Consider the following 19,500-nt stretch of genomic DNA (forward strand, 5'->3'; position numbering starts at 1 on the left):
TTGTCAGTTGTCCTTTGTCAGTTGTCCTTTGCAAACGACCAATGACCAATGACTAATGACCAATGACTTTAGAAATCTAAACCAGCTTCGCGTGCTGCATCAGCTAGTGCTTTGACACGACCATGATATAAGTTACCACCGCGATCGAAGACTACTTTGGTGATACCTTTTTCTAGCGATCGCACTGCGATCAACTTGCCAACTTGCACTGATGCATCGCGGTTTGCACCTGACGCTAAACTAGATTTCAACTCTGGTTCTACAGTCGATGCAGCCACGATGGTTTGATGCTGAGTATCATCAATTACCTGGGCATAAATATGCTCATTAGAACGAAATACCGCTAAACGCGGACGTTCTGGGGAGCCAATAACCTTGCCGCGAACGCGTCGATGACGACGGTTTTTTGATTCTCTACGAGTAAGTTTCATTTCTACTTCTTACCACCCTTACCAGTCTTACCAGCTTTCCGTCTGACCACTTCACCGGCATAGCGAATGCCTTTACCTTTGTAAGGTTCTGGTGGACGAACAGCACGAATTTTGGCGGCTGTGTTACCTACAATTTCTTTGTCATAGCCGCTGACAATAACATTAGTAGTACCTTCTACAGCAAACTGAATCCCTTCTGGCGGTTCAATTTGAATTTGATGGCTATAACCCATATTTAAAACTAGGTTACGTCCTTGAACTTGTGCCCGATAACCAACACCTTGAATTTCCAAACGGCGCTGAAAACCTTGAGAAACTCCCTCGACCATGTTGGCAACTAAAGTACGACTCAAGCCGTGCAGTTGCTTTGAGGTACGAGTTTCATCCCGACGATTTACCTGTAATATTTCTCCCTCTTGAGAGAGTGAGACATTCGCTGCTAGAGTGCGAGAAAGTTCTCCTTTGGGCCCTTTCACCACAATATTCGTACCATCGATCGCCACTTGAACTTTGGCGGGAATAGTAATTGGACGTTTCCCAATACGAGACATGACTTTTTGTCCTTTGTTATTTGTCCTTTGTTATTTGTCTTTTGTTATTTGTCCTTTGTTATTTGTCCTTTGCTAAGACAAATGACCAATGACAAATGACTAATGACAAATGACCAATGACCAATGACTACCAAACGTAACAAAGTACTTCGCCACCCAAGTTCTGACGCCGCGCTTCGCGGTCAGTCATAATGCCACTGGATGTAGAAATAATGGCAATGCCAATACCGCCTAGTACCCTTGGTAATTCTTTTCGATTGGAATAAACACGCAAGCCAGGCTTACTCACTCGCTTTAAGGCGGTGATCAGAGGCTGACGGTTTTTACCCTTGTATTTCAGGGAAATCACCAGATTGCGTTTTACCCCTTCTTCTGCTTCTTCGATTTCAGCAATAAAGCCTTCCTCCCGTAGCACTTTGGCAATGCTCCGGGTCAATTTTGTCGCTGGCACTTGTGTAGTTTGATGCCGCGCCAGGTTGGCATTGCGGATGCGCGTCAGCATATCTGCAATTGTGTCGTTAGCCGCCATCGTTCCCTCTATAGATGAACTTCTTGATCGCGAAAGGGCATTCCTAATTCTTTAAGTAAGGCGCGTCCCTCTTCGTCGTTTGTTGCTGTGGTAATGATGGAAATATCCAGACCACGCACTTGATCGATGCTGTCGTATTCGACTTCTGGAAAAATTAACTGTTCTCTGACACCCAGAGTATAGTTACCGCGTCCGTCAAAGCTTTTAGGGCTAACGCCGCGAAAATCTCGAATTCTGGGTAGTGACAAGCTAACTAATCGGTCGAAAAAGGCATACATCCGTTCAGCTCTGAGTGTCACCATGATTCCCACAGGCATCCCTTGACGAATCTTAAAGCCAGCGATCGCCTTTTTCGCCCGTGTCACCACTGGTTTTTGACCAGTGATCACTGAAATTTCGTTTATGGATGCTTCCAGCGCCTTCGCATTTTGAGCCGCTTCACCCAAACCTCGGTTAATCGTAACCTTTACCAACTTCGGTACTTGATGAACGTTGGTATATTGAAACTGATTGATCAGTTTGGGGACGATTGTCTCTTGATATAAGGTTTTGAGTCTTGTTGTCGCCATAGTTTTTTGTCCTGATATCCCTGGGCTTGGTCAGGGAACAAAGTTATAAGTTATGAGTTATGAGTTATGAGTTATGAGTTAAATTTAATTCCTAACTCTTAATTCCTAACTTCTAACTATTTATCCAGAATTTCGCCAGTTTTCTTGAGTTTTCTGACCTTTTTGCCTTCTGAGGTAAAGGTATAACCAACACGACTGGCAACGTTTTGCTTGGTGGAATAAAGCATCACGTTTGAGCTATGAATCGGGAATTCTTGGGTAACAATTCGCCCTGATTCCCCTTCTTGCTGGGGTTTGACGTGCTTGGTTTTAATGTTGACACCTTTGACGATGACTTTACTCAGTTGGGGAAGTGCTTGGATAATTTCACCAACTTTTCCTTTGTCTTTGCCAGCAATCACTTGTACGGTGTCGCCAGTTTTGACATGCATTTTGTGGAATACTTTGGGCGTACCCTGTTTGGTTGCCATTAAAGCACCTCCGGAGCCAGAGAAACAATTTTGGTAAAGTTTTTATCGCGCAGTTCCCGGGCAACTGGGCCAAAAACCCGTGTGCCTCTGGGATTACCGTCTTTATTGATGATTACAGCAGCGTTATCATCAAAGCGAATGCTCATGCCGCTGTCACGATTTACAGCCTTCCGAGTCCGAACAATTACTGCTTCCACAACATCAGACTTTTTTACAGCCATGTTGGGTGTAGCATCTTTGACAACTGCAATAATTTTATCGCCGATAAAACCATAACGACGGTTGCCTCCACCCAAGATGCGGATGCACATCAGCTTGCGGGCGCCGCTATTATCTGCAACATTCAGGTAAGTCTGGGGTTGAATCACAATTATTTTCCCTTGTAATGTTGTTAATTTCTAACAACGATGAGGTTTAAGTAGGCTTGACGTTCAGGACTTCTGTGATTTTCCAGCGCTTGGTTTTACTCAGGGGTCTAGTTTCCTGAATGCGAACGCGATCGCCTACTTTACACTGATTTTCTTCGTCGTGAACTTTATATCGTTGGGTGTTGACTACAATCTTGCCGTACTTGGGGTGAGGAGCGCGGTTTTCTATGGCGACTACCACAGTTTTTTGCATTTTATCGCTCACTACCAAGCCAACTCGTTCTTTAACTGCCATAATCTCCTACTTTTTTTCTTTAGCCGATTGACTTGCTGCCCGTTTGCGTTCTGTTTCTACCGTCAGCAATTGGGCTAGGCGGTGGCGCATTTGTCGGAACTGGTGGGGCTTTTCTAATTGTCTGGTGGCTTTTTGCAAGCGCAACTGAAATAGTTGTCTTTTGATCGCGACAATTTCATCAGAGAGTTTCTCGTCACTTAATTCTCTAGCTTCTGAAATCTTGGGAAGAGGCATAAGCTACTCCTGCTCCTGTGGTTGAGAGCGCACAATAAACTTGGTTTTGATGGGCAGTTTAAATGAAGCCAAACGCATCGCTTCACGGGCGATTTCTTCAGAAACTCCACCGATTTCAAACAAAATCCGTCCTGGCTTGACTACAGCTACCCAAAACTCTGGATTACCTTTACCGGAACCCATCCGGGTTTCAGCAGGACGCATGGTTACAGGTTTATCAGGGAAAATCCGAATCCAGATTTGTCCACCCCGACGAATATAACGAGTCATTGCTCGACGGGAAGCCTCGATTTGACGCGAGGTAATCCAAGCAGGTTCTTGCGCTTGGAGTGCAAAATCACCGAAGTTAAGGGTGCTGCCACGGCTGGCTAGTCCCTCCATTCGTCCGCGCTGTTGTTTGCGGAATTTAGTTCTTCTAGGGCTTAACATGGTTTGTCATTTGTCCTTTGTCATTTGTCCTTTGTCATTTGTCATCTGCCATTTACTAATGACTAATGACTAATGACTAATGACGATTTACCCTTCATTTGAGCGGTCTTCAAATTGCTGGCGACGACGTTGTTGTTGACGGCGACGGGGATCGCGATCGCGTTCGCCGCGATCACCGCGATCGCGTTCGCGGCTTGCTGGTGGTAACGGAGTTTCTTCCTGTCCAGGAATAATTTCTCCCTTAAACACCCATACTTTAATACCCAAAATGCCGTAAACAGTTTTTGCTGTGCAATAAGAGTAGTCAATGTCAGCCCGTAAGGTATGTAAAGGTACTCTACCTTCACGAGTCCACTCTGTCCGAGCAATTTCCGCACCGTTGAGGCGACCGCTAACTTGGATTTTAATACCTTGGACACCAGCGCGTTGGGCACGTTGAATCGATTGCCGCACTACTCGTCGAAAGGAAACCCGACGTTCCAATTGTTGAGCAATGTATTCGGCAATTAGGTAGGCATCAGCATCAACCCGTTGAATTTCAACTACGTTAATGCGAATTTGGCGATTACTACCCAACAGTCCTTGGAGTCCGGTACGTAAGGATTCAATACCTTGTCCACCGCGGCCTACTACTACGCCTGGTCTAGCTGTGCGTACTTCTAAGTCGATTTGGTCAGCTTTGCGCTCAATCCGCACTTCGGAAATTCCGGCGTTGTTTTGAGCCTGTCTACCCAACTTTTGTTCTATGTATTGACGGAGTTTGTGGTCTTCTTGGAGAAGTTCTGGATAGCGATCGGGAACAGCAAACCAACGGGATTGATGTTCATGTGTAATACCCAGGCGAAAACCAACTGGATGAATCTTTTGTCCCACGAATGCTTCCTCTAAAATTTCTGACTTTACGCAATTTATTCCTGTAAAAAAAGCTTATTTTTCTGGGGCGGCTGCAACAGCTACAGTAATATGACACGTCGGTTTGCGAATTTGGTAAGCTCGACCTTGCGCTCTTGGCTGAAACCGCTTCAACGGCGGCCCTTGATCGGCATAAGCCTGAGTAATCACAAGTTGAGTCCGATCTAACCCAGCGTTATGTTCGGCATTGGCAGCAGCGCTTCTGAGAACCTTCAATATGGGTTCAGTGGCGCGATAGGGCATAAACTCCAGGATGATTAACGCTTCCCGGTACGATCGCCCCCGGATTTGATCGAGGACTCGACGCACTTTGTAAGCCGAGATGCGGATAAAACGAGCGATCGCTTTTACTTCAGTAGTATTATTAGCCATAATTTTCTCCAATTTTGTCCTTCATCTTTTATCTTTTGTCCTTTGTCGAAAGCTAATAGCTAATGACCCTTCGGGTGAGCCAGTTGCTCATGGGGGAAACCCCCAACACCGCACTGGCTCACCAATGACAAATGACCAATGACTAATAATTACCTACCTGCTTTTTTGTCGCTTTTTCCATGACCCCTGTAGGTACGTGTCGGGGCAAATTCGCCCAACTTGTGTCCTACCATCTGTTCATTTACAAAAACGGGAACGTGTTGGCGTCCGTTGTGAACAGCTATGGTATGACCTACCATTAAAGGCAAAATTGTCGAAGCTCGTGACCAAGTTTTAATAACTTCTTTTCTGTTGTTGTCATTGAGCTTTTCAATTTTCTTTAGAAGATGATCCGCAACAAAAGGACCTTTTTTTAGAGAACGACCCATAATTTAATTTTGGATTTAGGAATTAGGAGTGAGGAATTAGGAGTGAGGAGTTAGGAGTGAGGAGTTAGGAGTTAGATTTTACTCTCAACTTATAACTCTTAACTCCTAACTTTTTAAGATTCACGACCACCACGACCGCGTTTAGAAGACTTACGACGACGACGCACAATCAACTTGCTGCTAAGTTTCTTGCGATTGCGTGTCTTCGCACCCAATGTGGGTTTACCCCAAGGTGTAACAGGCCCCGATCTCCCGATAGGCGCTCTCCCTTCACCACCACCATGTGGGTGATCCACTGGGTTCATGACGCTACCTCTAACTTTAGGACGGCGACCTTTCCAGCGATTTCGTCCGGCTTTACCTGCACTCAGGTTTCTCGCATCGGTGTTGCCTACTTGCCCAATAGTGGCGTAGCACTCGCGTCGAATCAAACGGACTTCTCCTGAAGGCAACTTGAGAGTTACATAATTACCTTCTTTTGCCACGACTTGGGCGCTAGCACCAGCAGCCCGGACAATTTGACCACCTTTACCAGGAGTGAATTCTACATTGTGAACACTAGTACCCAAGGGAATCTTTGAGAGCGGTAAGGCATTACCGTCTTCAAAGGGTGCTTCAGGCCCAGCAATAACTATTGTTCCAACTTTCAAACCGTTGGGGTGGAGGATGTACCGTTTTTCGCCGTCTTGGTAATACAAAAGAGCAATTCGGGCATTGCGATTAGGATCGTATTCAATCGCTGCGACTTTGGCAGGAACATTATGTTTATCCCTTTTAAAATCGATGATCCGGTAAAGCTGTTTGTGTCCGCCACCCCGGCGACGACTAGTAATCCGCCCGTGATTATTCCGACCTTTGGCGCGATGCTTCGAGGTTGTTAAAGATTTCTCTGGCTCGGTTTTTGTAATTTCCGCAAAGTCAGAGACTGTAACTTGGCGAGTGCTGGGGGTATAAGGGCGATAAGAACGAGTACCCATAATCTATTTTGGATTTTGGATTTACTTAATTTTGGATTTTGAATTTTGGATTTTGGATTTAATGAGTGTTTAATTAATTACGTCCATTTTTGGGACTTGATTGAGTAAACTCCTCAATCTAAAATCTAAAATCTAAAATTCCTAGACTTCTGGGAATAGAACTTGTCTAATCTTTTCTTCATCCCCAGGTGCGACGGTGACAATGGCTCGCTTATATTGGGGTTTATAACCAATAAATTTACCAACGCGCCGCTTTTTGCGCGGTGGTAAGGTGGTGTTAACTTTTACAACCTTGACCTGAAATAAGTCTTCGATCGCAGCCTTGATTTCTGGCTTAGATGCCTTTGGAATTACTTCAAAGGTGTACTTGTTTTGCTCCATCAAAATGGTCGCTTTCTCGGTGACGATTGGGCGACGTACTAAATCGGCAAGGTCGCGGGGGTCAAAGCTAGGCACTGTAGACCTCCTGAATTTTTTCTAGGGCTGATGCCGTAACTACAATTTTGTCAGCGTGCAGTAAATCAAAAACATTTAACTGGTCGGCTGCAATTAGTTTTAAATTTTCAATATTGCGGGCTGATAAATAAACGTTATCTGTACCCGCAATTTCAGACAAAATTAACAGTGATTTGGTTTCTGGTGCTACTCCCCAACGGGCAAGCGCGGCCACTAATTCTTTAGTCTTTGGGCGAGATAGCTCGGTGCTAAATTCTTCTACTACGATCAAGTCGTCAATGCGGCTGACAAATGCTGTCCGCAGTGCTAAACGTCGCTCTTTGCGGTTCAACTTCAGGTCGAAGTCTCTGGGCTTTGGCCCAAAGATCACACCACCACCACGCCACAATGGTGAACGAATAGACCCTGCACGAGCGCGACCAGTACCTTTTTGCCGCCAAGGTTTACGACCGCCACCTCTGACTTCTGAACGAGTTTTTGTGCTGGCATTGCCTTGACGAGCATTGGTTAATTGCCGTACTAAGGCGCGGTGCACAATATGAGACGCTGTTTCTTCCTTGGCAGTGCGCAACTCGAAGGTCGTCTCGCCGACCTGTTCTCCTTGCCAATTTTTAACTACGCTTTCAACCATCTTTGTTATTTGTCCTTTGTCCTTTGTCATTTGTCATTTGTCATTTGTCCTTTGTCCTTTAACCAATCGACTAATGACCATTGTACAGACACGATTAATCGCGTCTCTACTGACTAATGACTTTTAACTATCCCACTATTTTTGCTGGCACAACACTTACTAAAGCGCCTGGTTTACCAGGAATGGCTCCCTTAATTAGCAATAAGTTGCGTTCTGGGTCAACTCGCACTATGGTCAGTTTGCGGATTGTAATACGTTTTCCACCTAAACGCCCTGCCATCCGCTTACCTGGATAGACACGACCGGGTGTTGTACCAGCACCAATAGAACCGGGTGCTCTGTGGTTTTTGGAACCGTGTGACATTGGCCCGCGACCAAAGTTGTTGCGCTTCTGGTTTCCCGCAAAGCCGCGACCGATGCTTGTACCGACGACATCGACAATTTGACCAGCGCTAAAAATATCTGCTTTAATCTCTTGACCTAAAGCATAATCATTAGAGCGATCGGTGTGATATTCATTTAGGTGACGCAATGCTGGGGCAGATGATTTAGCCAAATGACCCAGTAGTGGTCTGTTTAGTGCCTTGGGTTTGACTTCGCCATAACCAACTTGAATCGCAAAGTAACCGTCGGTTTCTTTCGTTTTAACTTGTGTAACGGTGCATGGCCCTGCTTGAATGACAGTTACAGGAATAGCTACTCCTGCTTCGTCAAATATTTGGGTCATGCCCAGCTTGGTGCCGAGAATACCTACAGACACAGTAACTGGTTCTCCTTTCTACTTGCTGACCTTGGAATTGGACTCTAGTGGACACGCTTTGTACGCATCAGTTTCGGCTGGGTTAGCCTGCGAAATTTAGAATGGTTTCAATAAACCGCTCCAAATGCTTTCGGACACAACAAACCGTGTCCGTACTGCTTGGTGAATCTGTTTAGCTTCACTCATCAGATCACCAGAACAGCCACAAGTCTCTTCCCCTTGGGAAGAAGTAACTTCTGGAATCAATGCAAGGCGCTACAGCTTAAAGCTGTGTGCAGCAATGCTTTCGTCCAAGCAATTGCTCTGGCACTTTCTGGAGGCAGCGCTGTCGGCGGGTTTTCCGATTTTTACACGCCCGAAGGGCGGCTTCCCGGAGATTGGCTACTGCCGTGTTGCAGTTGGACTTAAGCGGTTATTACCGCCCAGTATCCGTTAACTGAGACTGACGTAATGCCATGAAACCAACATTGCTGCTCAGTCTTTACTTCCTTAAACACCTTAAACTATTGTTTAAGCTTTTGCCTGCTTTTTTTGAGGCACAGGAGTAAACGTACCTTGGAGCTTAGGATTAACTTTATTATTCTTCCATAAGCTCTAATGTTGACCTAAAAGCTTTCTTAGTTTACCAGTCTACGATCGCTCTGAGTTAGATTATCCAATTTGGATTAAGTCATCAGTTTTTGATGCTAACACTACCTCAGAATGACAATAAAAAGTCAACCTAATTTGCGTGTTTGGTCACAATCTAATAATATAAATTATTTATTTATGTTTGTCCAGTAATTTATAGAGCTATTTTTAGGGAGTGAGTGACGGAAGTAGGGGAGCAGGGGATGAGGGAGATGAGGGAGATGAGGGAGCAGAGGAGAAGTAGCAGTAAGTCTTTCCCCTTTGCACCTCTGCCTCTTGTGCCCAATGCCCAATGCTCAAAAAAAAATGCTTTTAATCTATCGGTTCAGGGTAAATAATAGAGATATCTAAGTGGGATAAGACGAAAATCTATGGCACTAATTACCACTGGCAATGGTTTAATCCGCGATCTGGAGAAATTTGGCGCTCTGGGAGTGTATCTACCTCTGGAAGGAGGTTATGAAGGTCGATATCAGCGCCGACTACGGGCAGCTGGCTATACTACCCTCCACATTACTGCTAAAGGACTGGGTGATGTAGCTGCGTATCTCACAAGAATTCATGGAGTCAGACCTCCTCATCTTGGTAAAAAAAGTACTGGTAGCGGTGCGGCAGTAGGTCAAGTGTACTATCTTCCACCAATTCTCAATTCTCATTTAGAACAGCTACCACCAAAGTCTAAGGGGCTGGTCTTGTGGATTATTGAAGGACATATTCTTTCCAATCAGGAACTTGAGTATTTAGCGAATTTGCCTCAGCTAGAACCACGAGTGAGAGTAGTAATTGAAAGAGGTGGCGATCGCTCTTTCCGTTGGACTTCTCTAGAAAAAACTCTGTTAGCTAGTTAGTCCTTTGTCATTAGTCATTAGTCATTTGCTTATGACTAATGACTCAATTCAATCAGCATTTCAATAATGCTGAATCGAAAACCACAAGATGCAAACAACCGTCGTGAAGCTTCGTTAGCAATTGCTGTATCTAGACGAATTTGCTTGATCCCCATCTGATGAAAGCGTTTAACACTTAGCATCACCATCTGCCGCGCAATTCCTTTTTGGCGATATTCCGGCTCGACCCAGATATCATGAATAAAAGCAAATTCCTGTAATCGGTAAATTGGTATTTCTCGCTCAACTGTTGCCACCAGAAACCCTAGAATTTGCCCTTCATTTTCGGATACTAAAAATACACTGCGATCGCTATTTGTCAAACGCGTCAACCATTGCTCATAACGCTGTTCTGGATGCGGTAGAAAACCATACTTAGCGGAATCCCAAGATTCATGCAAAGCACAAATTTTGGCAACCATTGGTAAAACTGCGGGTACGTCAGTTATTGTAGCGGGGCGGATCAGCATAAGCTTTCAAGTACAAAAAGCACAAACAAGAAAGAATGCCTTGCAGTGAGGTATTAGTTTTTATTCACTTACTCAGCCAAGAGTATCGTTTTGTTGACCCTGAGCATCATAAACTTTGAAAAACTTTGTTTTTAGCATTGGGGAAGGGCTGGCTTGGTTAGAACAAGAGTGATGTCTAAGTGGAGTATTTGAACCACATCTGTTGTAGGGGTGCAAGGACTTGCGCCCCTACCGCGTGGTCTATTTACCTGAAAATAGCTGTAAATGCTGATTAGCTAGTAAGTTTTTTCGTAAATCCACGCAATCGGGTTAACACTGGCTTTGCCCAATTTCCACCAAGCAAATCGTGCAACAGAATATAAAAACAGGGGATGATGAATAATGTCAGCATTGTTGCGATCGCCATCCCAAAGAAAACTACAATCCCTAAAGGCTGCAAAAACTCAGAACCTTCGCCAATACCCAATGCTAAAGGAAACAGCCCCAAGATAGTAGTGACTGTGGTCATGATAATTGGGCGCAAGCGTTGAGGAGCAGCTTTCACGATCGCAATTTGGCGAGTACAACCAACTTCTTCCCGAATTTGATTCGCCAGTTCCACCATGAGAATCCCTGCGTTCACCACAATTCCCACCAGCAGGACGACACCAACAATTACAGTTGCGCCAATTGCAGTTTGGGTAATGTAAAGTCCAAAAATTCCCCCAGCTAATGCTAGTGGTACGGTGAAGATAATTACCAATGGGTCAATCAGCGAATTATATTGCACCGCCATAACTACAAAGATTAAGAACACCGCCAACGCCCCCAAAGTTTTTAAAGCATCCTGAAGTTGCTGATTCGTTTCTTGGGCAGAACTAGGCACAATTGAAACGCCATCAGGTAAGTCTACATCCTTGAGTACCTCGTTGACTTCTGCGATCACTTCACCAAGACTAGCTCCCTCGCTGAGATTTCCTGCCACAATAAAAGCTTGGCGCTGATTAATCCGTTGCACCTCACCAGGCGCTTGACCTTCTTGAATGTTTGCCACATCAAAAAGCCGGATTAGTTGATTGTTTTCTGTAAATAGCGGTAATTGCTCTAACTGCGAAGGACGTTGAATCGCTTCTTTATTTAGCTGCACCCGCACATCAACTAAACGATTACCGCGTTGAATTTGCGTGGGAACTGAACCTTCAATTGCTGTTTGAACTGTTGCACCAATTTGCTCTGCGCTCAACCCTAAAGCTGAAACCCGTTCCCAGTCGGGGCGAATTTGGATTTCCGGTTGTCGGGGGTCGGCATCTGGTCGGAATGTCGCTAATTTTGCCCTTTCTTGCAATGCTTGCAGTACTTGAGCGCCTGCTTGCGTTAAGTTTTCTTCATTTTCGCCTTGCAGAATCACGTCAACTTCTGACCCTTGCACTGGAGAATTACTCAAGATTAAACCCCGCACCTGACCAGGATTGAGGCGCAGCAGAATTCCTGCTAAGTTGAGTTTGTTAAATTCCTGAGTTACTTTTTTGACGAAGGCTTCGACATCTGTGCCTGGTTTTAGATTGATGGTACTACTGGCACGTAAAGGATTTTCTGTAGTATTGCTACCAAACAAAGAACCACCCACAGTTGTAAAAGCAGACTCTGTTTCTGGTTGTTTGAGCAAAATGTCATCGACAATTTGCATAACTTTTTCAGAAGTTGCTAAAGGTGTACCGGGAGGAAACTGCGCTCTCAAGTTAGCTTGACCAGTACTGATCCGGGGTAAAATTTCTTGGGGAATTTGACCAAACATGAAGAAGCTGCTGCCGCCTAAAATTACCAAAGCAACGGGAACTACGAGGAGCCGATAGCGTAAAACCTTGGTTAAGAAGTTACTGTATCCCCGCGTAGCATCTTCAAATCGGTGATTAAACTGTCTAAGCAGCCAAAATTCGCTGATCCGACTAGACCAGCGGATTCCCAAAAGTCGAGAAGACAGCATCGGCACTACTGTAATCGCAACAACAAGGGATGCTGCGACTGCAAAGCTAATTGTCAGAATCAGTTCATTAAATAGTAGTGCAATAAAGCCGCCAATTAAAAGGAACGGCACTACAGAAACTAAGTTAGCACCTGTAGCAGCAACTAAAGCAGATTCTACTTCTTGGGAAGCTGCGATCGCACTGTTAATAAAGAATTTGGAATTCCTCTGCTCCCCCTGCTCCCTCTGCTCCCCCCTCTCTCTCTGATTGGGAGTCATCCCTGCTCTTTCGGAAATGTTCTCCAAGATTACAACCGATGTATCAATTGCTTGACCGACTCCTAATGTCAGACCTGCCAAACTAAACACATTCAAGGTTAAACCAAATATTCTCATTAAAGCGATCGCTGCCAGAGTACACAGCGGAATCGTCAAACTGATAATAAATGTTTGCCTGAACGATCCCAAAAATAACAATACTGCTGCTGCTGCTAACAATGCCCCGGAAATCCCCGAAAAGATCACATCATTTAAAGAATTGCGGATGAAGACAGATTCATCTGTGGTCGGACTCAAAGTCATGTCTGCTGGAATTAAACCTGATTGCCGTAATTGTTCAATTCGCCGCTTCACAGCATCTACAACTGTGATTGTGTTGGCTTCAGGCTGCTTTTGGATTGAAAATTTCACCGCAGGCTGACGATTTAGGTAAACAAATACTCGCTGTTCTTCTGTATCATCAATTACCTCCGCAAAGTCTCGCAAATAAACGCGGCGGGAAGGTGCAGGGGAAGTGGTAGTAGTGGTAGTGGTATTACTGTTATTAGTGGTATTAGCACTAGCAGGAGAAGAGGAGGAAACTTCCAAGGAAAGGTTTTCAATTTCCTTGGCATTTTGGAAGCGTCCGACAGTTCGGGTCAATGGCTCGGAATTTTGCCCCAGAATCCGACCTCCAGAAGTATCTTGGTTACGGGCTGTTAATTCATTTAAGACATCATTTAACCCTACACCCAAAGCTTGCAATCGGTTTAAGTCAACAAGTACCCGTACTTCCTCCTCTGCACCGCCAGATACGTCAACTGAGGCGACTCCCGGTACAACACTGAGTTCACGCGTTAACTCTTCATCAGCAAATATGCGTAAATCTTTCCCTGGCAATGAAGCAGAGGTCAGCGCTAATTCATAAACTGGCAATTGAGAAGGATCGACTTTGAATAAGCGCGGCTCCTCTATCGTATCTGGTAGTTGTCCTCGATTTCGGTTAAAAGCAGCAGTTGCATCGTTTAGAGCTTGGTCAATATCGCCCCCTGGTTGGAAGTATAAATCGAGGCTGACCTGTCCTTCACGGGTGCGAGAAAAAACTTGTACTACATTCTCAGTTGCTCTTAAAGCTTCTTCTAAGGGTCTGGTAATTTCATCTACTGCTACTTCTGGTGAAATACCAGGGGCTTCTAGCCGAACCCCAATTCGGGGATAGGTAATTGATGGTAGGAGATCGACTTGGATCGTTGTGAGAAAAAATACCCCAATGACAATTACTGCCACAGTGAGCATGAGTGTGCCAATGTGTTGGCGGATAGCGATCGCACTAAGGCTAAATCCGCCATTGCCATGATTATTTGTCTGTTGCATGATACTAAGTGATAAGTGCTAAGTGTTGACTACTGAGTACTTTTTTCATTGGTATGGTGGTTATTACCCACCAAAATAGTGCTGAGTGCTGAGTAACAAGTGCTGAGTAAAAAGTAAAATTCAACGGACTAGGCATATAGAGTAGTCGCGCCCCTAAATTTATTTATGAAAAAAATAAAAATATTTTTTTCGAGACACATAGTGCAAGAAAAAATATGTCCTTATTTCAATCCCCCCGCTTCGCTATGGGGTTACTCAGCACTCAGCACTCAGCACTCCTGAACCTACTATTACTTTTCTGAAAGAATTGAAAGACTTACAGTGTCACCTTCTTTTAACGGCTTACCACTACGAACAACATAGCGTTCTCCCGCTTGCAAACCGGATAAAATTTCCACCTTGCCATCAGCCTTTTGTCCTAAAGTGACAGCACGTGTCGCTACTTTCGTCTTGCCTTCTGTGTCTTTCACCACAAATAGCGTCCCCGACAGGTTTTCTTGCTCTTTTCCGGCTTCCTTTGCTGCCCCTGCTTGTTTTTGAATAGCTGTTTGCGGCACTACTACTCGCTGTTGAGCCTGGTTTTCAAAGTTGACTCGCGCCAGTAGTCCGCTGCCAATCTTACCTTGAGTGTTGGGAATCACTACTTCTATCGGTATCAAGCGAGCTGTGGCATCGGCAGCTGGCGAAATGCGCGTAACTCTGCCAATTAATGCTTCTTTGGGGAAGGCATCTAAGCGCACTTGTACAGACTGCCCAACCTGAATTTGTGCTAGTTCTAATTCGGAAACTTGGACTACGACTTTGACACGGTTAAAGTCACCAATTTTCAAGACTTCGCTACCTGCTTGCAGCAGGTTGCCTGGTTCTGTCACCTTTTCTGTGACTACGCCAGTGATGGGAGATACCAGCCGAGTATAAGACCTGCGCTCTTTAGTTTGGGCAACCAATGCCTGTTGAGCAAGTACTCTACCTTGGGCGGCAGCAACGGCTTGCTGTTCTGTCCGAACTTGTTCTTGGGCTGCCCGGAGTGCCTGGGCGGCTGTTTTTGCCTGGGTACGCGCTTGCTGGGCAGTTTGTTCAGCGATCGCTCCTGCTTGGAAGAGTTTTTGCTGCCGTTGGGAGTCTGCTTGAGCTTGTACTACTTCTAGCCGCGCCCGTTCAACGTCTGCACGAGCATTGCTTACCTGATTTGTTGCCCTAGCTACTTCTGATTTGAGAGCTGCTAATTCTGCTTCTGCTTGCTTTAATTCGGTCGAAAGTATGGCATCATCTAACCGCCCGACGTTTTGCCCAAGTTTAACTGTATCGCCCACATCTAAGTTTAAAGCCAACAACCGGGCTTCTACCTGCGATCGCAGTGACACAATTCGGAAGGGTATTGTATTACCTGTGTATTCTGGTTGTGTTTGTAGCGTATCAGTTCGAGCGATCGCTGCATCTACAGCCGTTGCACTACCACCACGTTTTCCACTACCAGGACTCTGAGATTGTGCATCAGCCGCTTCTTCTTTCGGTAGCGCTCCACAATTCGCTGTCAGCAGTCCTATGCCCAGCAAACAGGGAATCAATAATATGGATGCAAAAGGGGAAGACACCTTTGTTTCAATGCGACTCTTTGTATCTGCAACAGCCATATCAGTCTTCATAACTGAATTTAACTGGGTATTAATTACCTGGTTAGCGGCTGCGAAAGGTGAGATTTTCGCCTGCTTGTGCGGCTTATTTCTGTCCAAAATCATTTATTTTCTCGTATTTGGGGAGCTTTTTGGGTTAAACAGCCGTGCATTACCAAGTAATTTTGAAACATTATGAATAGTGAAAAGCGGCGAGAGTCAATTAGCTATCTTCTTGCAGAATTTTGTATCAAAAATTACTTTTTATTTAAAAAAATTCTCACCACTTTAATTCATTAAATTGAGTCGCCCACTTTTTAGCAAACGATGCAATTATTAACTCAGTATAAATATTTTTAAATTTCTTGCAATCTGCTTTTAGTAGAAGACTTGTATTTACTGAAGATACGGGACTTTCGCACCCTACTTCTAATCTGGGCAGTATTAAGTAACTATACTTAGGCTGACATTGCTAGGCTTGCTATAGAAAAATGCCTGGTAATTTTTACGCTCGATCAAATATATTAAGAATAATAAACATAAATTGCTTTTTTTGGCGTTGTGATGTCTAGATCAAGCGATCGCATAAACAGCTAAGAAAAGAGCGATATATATTACAGCCACCAATATTAGGTCAGGAAAGTTAAAAGTGACATCATTGCTAAAAATTGCACAAACTGCTGATGAAGCCCAGATTTCCGAATTTTTCCAGGAATCGGTGGGTAAGTGGCGATCGCAACGCCGCTACTATACCCTACCGGAGGGAGAAACCAAGGAGATGGAGAGTATAGTTACGATCAATTTTCTCAACCAAGGCTGTGATGAATTGCAAAACCTAGCTCAGATGCACGATTTGCCTGATACAGGTAGCTTGATCTGTGGTGCAGCAGTTATATGGGAAAGTACAGATGTACTAAAGTCAAGGAAAGAGTCGCAAGGTTCAACGATATTTGGGGCTGTGGGAAACATTTTATATCGCGATCGCGGTTTTGCCATATCCAAACCAGTCACCGCTCAGTATTATTTTTCCTACCCTAAAACAATGTGTTTGCGAACTGAGTACAACGGTTCAGTCTTTGAAGAAGAGTTAAAGCTAATTGGCAGCAAATACCGCACCAGACAAACCGTTATCTCCCGTGCTGGTGAGCAATTGATGATTGGTCAATATTTAGAAAAGAGAGTGGATTAGTTGATCTCGTGGGTGCGGTTCACTAGAGCCTCATCCGTTTTAAGACTAGCTAGCATCTAGCTATTAACCGCTTATATAACTTTTTATAACAGTTTTTCAAACCTTTTTCCCAGAAAGTTAGTTGTTATGTCATCATGGGAAGTGAAATGAGAATTAATTCGGTGACAGTGTTTGTTTTTAGTATTGACAGGCTTTTCCCTTTTGGTATTACAGACTTCTCTCCGAAATCTAAATCTCTACAAACTTATGATTTTGGAGACATTTGATGTCAATTTACGTAGGTAACCTCTCCTATGATGTTACACAAGATGCGCTGAGTGCTGTATTTGCAGAATATGGTGCTGTAAAGCGTGTTCAATTACCGACTGACCGTGAAACAGGTCGTTTACGCGGCTTTGCTTTCGTGGAAATGAGTTCAGAAGATGAAGAAGCAAAAGCTATTGAAGCTCTTGATGGCGCTGAATGGCTTGGTCGCGACCTGAAAGTAAATAAAGCCAAGCCCAGAGAAGACAGAAGTGGTGGTTCCTTTGGGAACCGTGGTGGTGGCGGCGGCTACAACCGTAGCAACAACCGCTACTAAGGTTAATTGAATTTAGAAAAGGCTCAGGCAGGAATGCTTGAGTCTTTTTTATGAAAAACTTTGATTGTGAATAATCTCAGGCAATTACTTATCATACCGCACTGATGATTCTCTAACCAGAGTGCCCTGATGAAAGATCATTTTCCATTGATCATTATTTAATTTCCAGATGGAACTTCGCAGCGAATGAACAGGCTGTTCGCCAGATATGTATCTGACTATACGATAAGTTACTAAAACAACCCCTGTTGCTAAAACTAACGTTTTGAATTCTGTTATCAATCTTTGAGTCAGGGATTGGATGGGTTCATTCTGCAAGCTCTCGATAATTTGCTGTTTATTAAAAACACGCCCTGAGCTTCCGAATTCAATGAACTCGTCAGCAAGTAAATCCATGATATCTTTAGCTGACTTTCGGACATCGGGTTGAAGCAAACGCTCCTCCAACTCACGAAAAAGTGATTCTTCTAAATAGTCTCCTTTCATATATGTTTTGAAGAATAAATTGGATAGTGGCAGGTATGATTAGGCGATCGCTTTAACTTTGATTTTGATGCAAATCGCACCCTTGAGCAAGTTAATTAAAAAAACCCGCTGATTGGTAGGGATTCCAGCGGGGTTAAATAATACAGTTATCTTTTCAGAAAAACCAACACTAAACTTGATTACAGAGCTACTAGAAACTTTTACGACTAATAGTAACTATTTATAAGTGTTTATGAACTAGTTTTTTAGCATGATGCCTGTGATGTTTAGTATGATGAACTTTAGCAGATTTTACGCTACGATGATGGATAGTTTTAGCTTGAGCTTGAGATGCAAAAGCGGTTACGGGTGCAGCAAAAATTAGAGCCAAAAGTAAAGCTTTAGCGAACTTATTCACTTGAAAATCCTCATCAGGTAATCAACAATTTAACTATCCGATAGACGTATGTCATAAGTTTGTAATTGATATGAATCTTTCATGTCTATTTTTACATTTGTAAAATATAGGACTTACGTGGACTTACGTGGAATATCTAGCGAAAAAATACTTACTGGCATTTCAATCTTAAATATAAGGTTTTGGATATCATCCAAATAACTGTAATTTCGCTACGATCGCCGTGTTATAGCACAAGCCTTGGTGATCAGGACATCAACAGATGAGAAAACTTAGACACAAAAAGACTTTTCACACCCAGTCCCCATTACCCCTTATCCCCAGAGGGGGCCCCACCATCCCCAGTCCCCAGTCCCTTGCTATAATTTTGATTAGGAAATGCTGAGAGCCATCAATTCTTCTGCTACGTCAAAGTTAGCTGTGACATTTTGTACGTCATCCAAGCCTTCTAGAGTATCAATTAACTTGAAAAGCGATCGCGCCTGATCGGGATCGGTAACTTCTACACTATTACTAGGAATCCAGCGCAATTCGACATCAGTTACCTTAAAGCCTTGATTTTTGAGTGTCTGACTAAGGGTTTCTAAATTTGCAATATCAGTAAATACCTCAGCCATCTCATCTTCAGTCATCTCATAAGACTGAGCACCGCCTTCGAGAGACGCTTCTAAAAGCTGTTCTTCGTCAAGTACACCCTGCACTAGACAAACGCCTTTTTGTTCAAACATCCAGCTAACGCAACCTGTTTCACCAAGATTGCCACCATTTTTACTAAAAGCTACACGCAAGTCAGCAGCAGTGCGATTGCGATTATCTGTGAGGGCTTCGATTAAAATCGCTACACCACCAGGACCATAACCTTCGTAGCGAATTGCTTCAAAGGTAGCATTATCGCCGCCAAAAGTACCTGCACCTTTAGCGATCGCTCGTTCAATATTATCATTGGGAATACTCGCTGCCTTTGCCTTGTCAATTGCCGTGCGAAGTTGAAAATTCAGCGCTGGATCTGGTATACCGCTTCTAGCCGCCACGATAATCGCCCTGGATAACTGAGTGAAGGTTTTTCCCTTTTTTGCATCTACTACCGCTTTCTGGCGCTTAATATTTGCCCATTTACTATGTCCTGCCATAATTTGAGATTATCAAAACTCTATTTAAGATTAGGATATACCTAGCTTTTGTCTCAATGCAAAGGTGCATTTGCTAAAAGGGAGTGGGGAGTAAGAATTTTAGATTTTAGATTTTGAATTTTAGATTGTAAT

25 protein-coding genes are annotated in these 19,500 nt (G+C 44.0%); 3 read left to right on the plus strand and 22 right to left on the minus strand.

Annotation, left to right across the window (positions count from 1 at the left end):
* Nucleotides 1-68: 68 nt before the first annotated feature.
* The 16 genes from rplR to rplC all read right to left on the minus strand — a co-directional run bounded on the left by rplR (nucleotide 69) and on the right by rplC (nucleotide 8,412).
* A complete protein-coding gene (gene rplR, locus RMY63_RS25440; RefSeq protein WP_109011929.1) occupies nucleotides 69-431 on the minus strand; it encodes a 50S ribosomal protein L18 in 363 nt (120 codons plus the stop codon).
* A gap of 2 nt (nucleotides 432-433) precedes the next feature.
* On the minus strand, nucleotides 434-982 hold the full coding sequence (gene rplF / locus RMY63_RS25445) for a 50S ribosomal protein L6 (protein ID WP_322731373.1): 549 nt from the start codon (nucleotides 980-982) through the stop codon (nucleotides 434-436).
* Nucleotides 983-1,109: 127 nt separating this feature from the next.
* A complete protein-coding gene (rpsH, locus tag RMY63_RS25450; RefSeq protein ID WP_094349096.1) occupies nucleotides 1,110-1,511 on the minus strand; it encodes a 30S ribosomal protein S8 in 402 nt (133 codons plus the stop codon).
* A gap of 8 nt (nucleotides 1,512-1,519) precedes the next feature.
* Nucleotides 1,520-2,080 (minus strand): 50S ribosomal protein L5, encoded by a 561-nt coding sequence (rplE, locus tag RMY63_RS25455; protein ID WP_322731374.1) that lies wholly within the window; start codon nucleotides 2,078-2,080, stop codon nucleotides 1,520-1,522.
* A 116-nt stretch (nucleotides 2,081-2,196) separates the two neighbouring features.
* A complete protein-coding gene (rplX, locus tag RMY63_RS25460; RefSeq protein WP_322731375.1) occupies nucleotides 2,197-2,550 on the minus strand; it encodes a 50S ribosomal protein L24 in 354 nt (117 codons plus the stop codon).
* Nucleotides 2,550-2,918, minus strand: a complete 369-nt coding sequence (gene rplN, locus RMY63_RS25465; protein WP_099101129.1) for a 50S ribosomal protein L14 — start codon at nucleotides 2,916-2,918, stop codon at nucleotides 2,550-2,552. The genes rplX and rplN overlap by 1 nt, the downstream gene beginning before the upstream one ends.
* A gap of 46 nt (nucleotides 2,919-2,964) precedes the next feature.
* Entirely contained in the window at nucleotides 2,965-3,213 is a 249-nt protein-coding gene (rpsQ, locus tag RMY63_RS25470) for a 30S ribosomal protein S17 (protein WP_094349093.1), read from the minus strand.
* Between the two features lie 6 nt (nucleotides 3,214-3,219).
* Complete coding sequence (gene rpmC, locus RMY63_RS25475) at nucleotides 3,220-3,447, minus strand: 50S ribosomal protein L29 (protein WP_322731376.1); 228 nt, start codon at nucleotides 3,445-3,447, stop codon at nucleotides 3,220-3,222.
* A 3-nt stretch (nucleotides 3,448-3,450) separates the two neighbouring features.
* The gene (gene rplP, locus RMY63_RS25480) at nucleotides 3,451-3,876 is read right to left on the minus strand and encodes a 50S ribosomal protein L16 (RefSeq protein ID WP_069070775.1); all 426 of its coding nucleotides are present in this window, start codon (nucleotides 3,874-3,876) and stop codon (nucleotides 3,451-3,453) included.
* Nucleotides 3,877-3,963: 87 nt separating this feature from the next.
* Nucleotides 3,964-4,749, minus strand: coding sequence for a 30S ribosomal protein S3 (gene rpsC, locus RMY63_RS25485; RefSeq protein WP_322731377.1), 786 nt, complete (start codon nucleotides 4,747-4,749; stop codon nucleotides 3,964-3,966).
* Nucleotides 4,750-4,803: 54 nt separating this feature from the next.
* A complete protein-coding gene (gene rplV / locus RMY63_RS25490; RefSeq protein WP_322731378.1) occupies nucleotides 4,804-5,160 on the minus strand; it encodes a 50S ribosomal protein L22 in 357 nt (118 codons plus the stop codon).
* A gap of 149 nt (nucleotides 5,161-5,309) precedes the next feature.
* Nucleotides 5,310-5,588, minus strand: a complete 279-nt coding sequence (gene rpsS / locus RMY63_RS25495; protein ID WP_012410721.1) for a 30S ribosomal protein S19 — start codon at nucleotides 5,586-5,588, stop codon at nucleotides 5,310-5,312.
* A gap of 113 nt (nucleotides 5,589-5,701) precedes the next feature.
* On the minus strand, nucleotides 5,702-6,565 hold the full coding sequence (gene rplB, locus RMY63_RS25500) for a 50S ribosomal protein L2 (protein ID WP_322731379.1): 864 nt from the start codon (nucleotides 6,563-6,565) through the stop codon (nucleotides 5,702-5,704).
* A gap of 141 nt (nucleotides 6,566-6,706) precedes the next feature.
* Complete coding sequence (locus RMY63_RS25505; RefSeq protein WP_094328461.1) at nucleotides 6,707-7,021, minus strand: 50S ribosomal protein L23; 315 nt, start codon at nucleotides 7,019-7,021, stop codon at nucleotides 6,707-6,709.
* A complete protein-coding gene (gene rplD / locus RMY63_RS25510; RefSeq protein ID WP_322731414.1) occupies nucleotides 7,014-7,652 on the minus strand; it encodes a 50S ribosomal protein L4 in 639 nt (212 codons plus the stop codon). Before rplD ends, RMY63_RS25505 begins: the two co-directional genes overlap by 8 nt.
* A 127-nt stretch (nucleotides 7,653-7,779) precedes the next feature.
* Nucleotides 7,780-8,412 carry a 50S ribosomal protein L3 gene (rplC, locus tag RMY63_RS25515; protein WP_322731380.1) on the minus strand — a complete coding sequence of 211 codons (633 nt, stop codon included), beginning with the start codon at nucleotides 8,410-8,412 and terminating at the stop codon, nucleotides 7,780-7,782.
* 1,001 nt (nucleotides 8,413-9,413) lie between these two features.
* Between rplC and RMY63_RS25520 the strand changes: the two genes are divergently transcribed.
* Nucleotides 9,414-9,890 carry an NAD(P)H-quinone oxidoreductase subunit N gene (locus RMY63_RS25520; protein WP_322731381.1) on the plus strand — a complete coding sequence of 159 codons (477 nt, stop codon included), beginning with the start codon at nucleotides 9,414-9,416 and terminating at the stop codon, nucleotides 9,888-9,890.
* A gap of 35 nt (nucleotides 9,891-9,925) precedes the next feature.
* Here the strand turns inward: RMY63_RS25520 and RMY63_RS25525 are convergent, their stop codons facing one another.
* The 3 genes from RMY63_RS25525 to RMY63_RS25535 form a co-directional block, all read right to left on the minus strand.
* Entirely contained in the window at nucleotides 9,926-10,399 is a 474-nt protein-coding gene (locus tag RMY63_RS25525) for a GNAT family N-acetyltransferase (protein WP_322731382.1), read from the minus strand.
* A gap of 271 nt (nucleotides 10,400-10,670) precedes the next feature.
* Nucleotides 10,671-13,973 carry an efflux RND transporter permease subunit gene (locus RMY63_RS25530; protein WP_322731383.1) on the minus strand — a complete coding sequence of 1,101 codons (3,303 nt, stop codon included), beginning with the start codon at nucleotides 13,971-13,973 and terminating at the stop codon, nucleotides 10,671-10,673.
* A 290-nt stretch (nucleotides 13,974-14,263) separates the two neighbouring features.
* On the minus strand, nucleotides 14,264-15,607 hold the full coding sequence (locus RMY63_RS25535) for an efflux RND transporter periplasmic adaptor subunit (protein WP_416212549.1): 1,344 nt from the start codon (nucleotides 15,605-15,607) through the stop codon (nucleotides 14,264-14,266).
* A gap of 628 nt (nucleotides 15,608-16,235) precedes the next feature.
* On the opposite strand from RMY63_RS25535, the gene RMY63_RS25540 reads away from it, so the two are divergent.
* A complete protein-coding gene (locus RMY63_RS25540; protein ID WP_322731385.1) occupies nucleotides 16,236-16,775 on the plus strand; it encodes a phycobiliprotein lyase in 540 nt (179 codons plus the stop codon).
* A gap of 265 nt (nucleotides 16,776-17,040) precedes the next feature.
* Complete coding sequence (locus RMY63_RS25545; RefSeq protein WP_322731386.1) at nucleotides 17,041-17,355, plus strand: RNA-binding protein; 315 nt, start codon at nucleotides 17,041-17,043, stop codon at nucleotides 17,353-17,355.
* A gap of 84 nt (nucleotides 17,356-17,439) precedes the next feature.
* Here the strand turns inward: RMY63_RS25545 and RMY63_RS25550 are convergent, their stop codons facing one another.
* From RMY63_RS25550 to RMY63_RS25560, 3 genes are all read right to left on the minus strand, one after another.
* Nucleotides 17,440-17,841 carry a nuclear transport factor 2 family protein gene (locus RMY63_RS25550; protein ID WP_322731387.1) on the minus strand — a complete coding sequence of 134 codons (402 nt, stop codon included), beginning with the start codon at nucleotides 17,839-17,841 and terminating at the stop codon, nucleotides 17,440-17,442.
* A gap of 220 nt (nucleotides 17,842-18,061) precedes the next feature.
* On the minus strand, nucleotides 18,062-18,238 hold the full coding sequence (locus RMY63_RS25555) for a hypothetical protein (RefSeq protein ID WP_322731388.1): 177 nt from the start codon (nucleotides 18,236-18,238) through the stop codon (nucleotides 18,062-18,064).
* A 371-nt stretch (nucleotides 18,239-18,609) separates the two neighbouring features.
* Complete coding sequence (locus RMY63_RS25560; protein WP_322731389.1) at nucleotides 18,610-19,368, minus strand: YebC/PmpR family DNA-binding transcriptional regulator; 759 nt, start codon at nucleotides 19,366-19,368, stop codon at nucleotides 18,610-18,612.
* Nucleotides 19,369-19,500: the final 132 nt, after the last annotated feature.

Source organism: Nostoc sp. ChiQUE01b (genome assembly GCF_034531255.1).
Lineage (GTDB): Bacteria > Cyanobacteriota > Cyanobacteriia > Cyanobacteriales > Nostocaceae > Nostoc.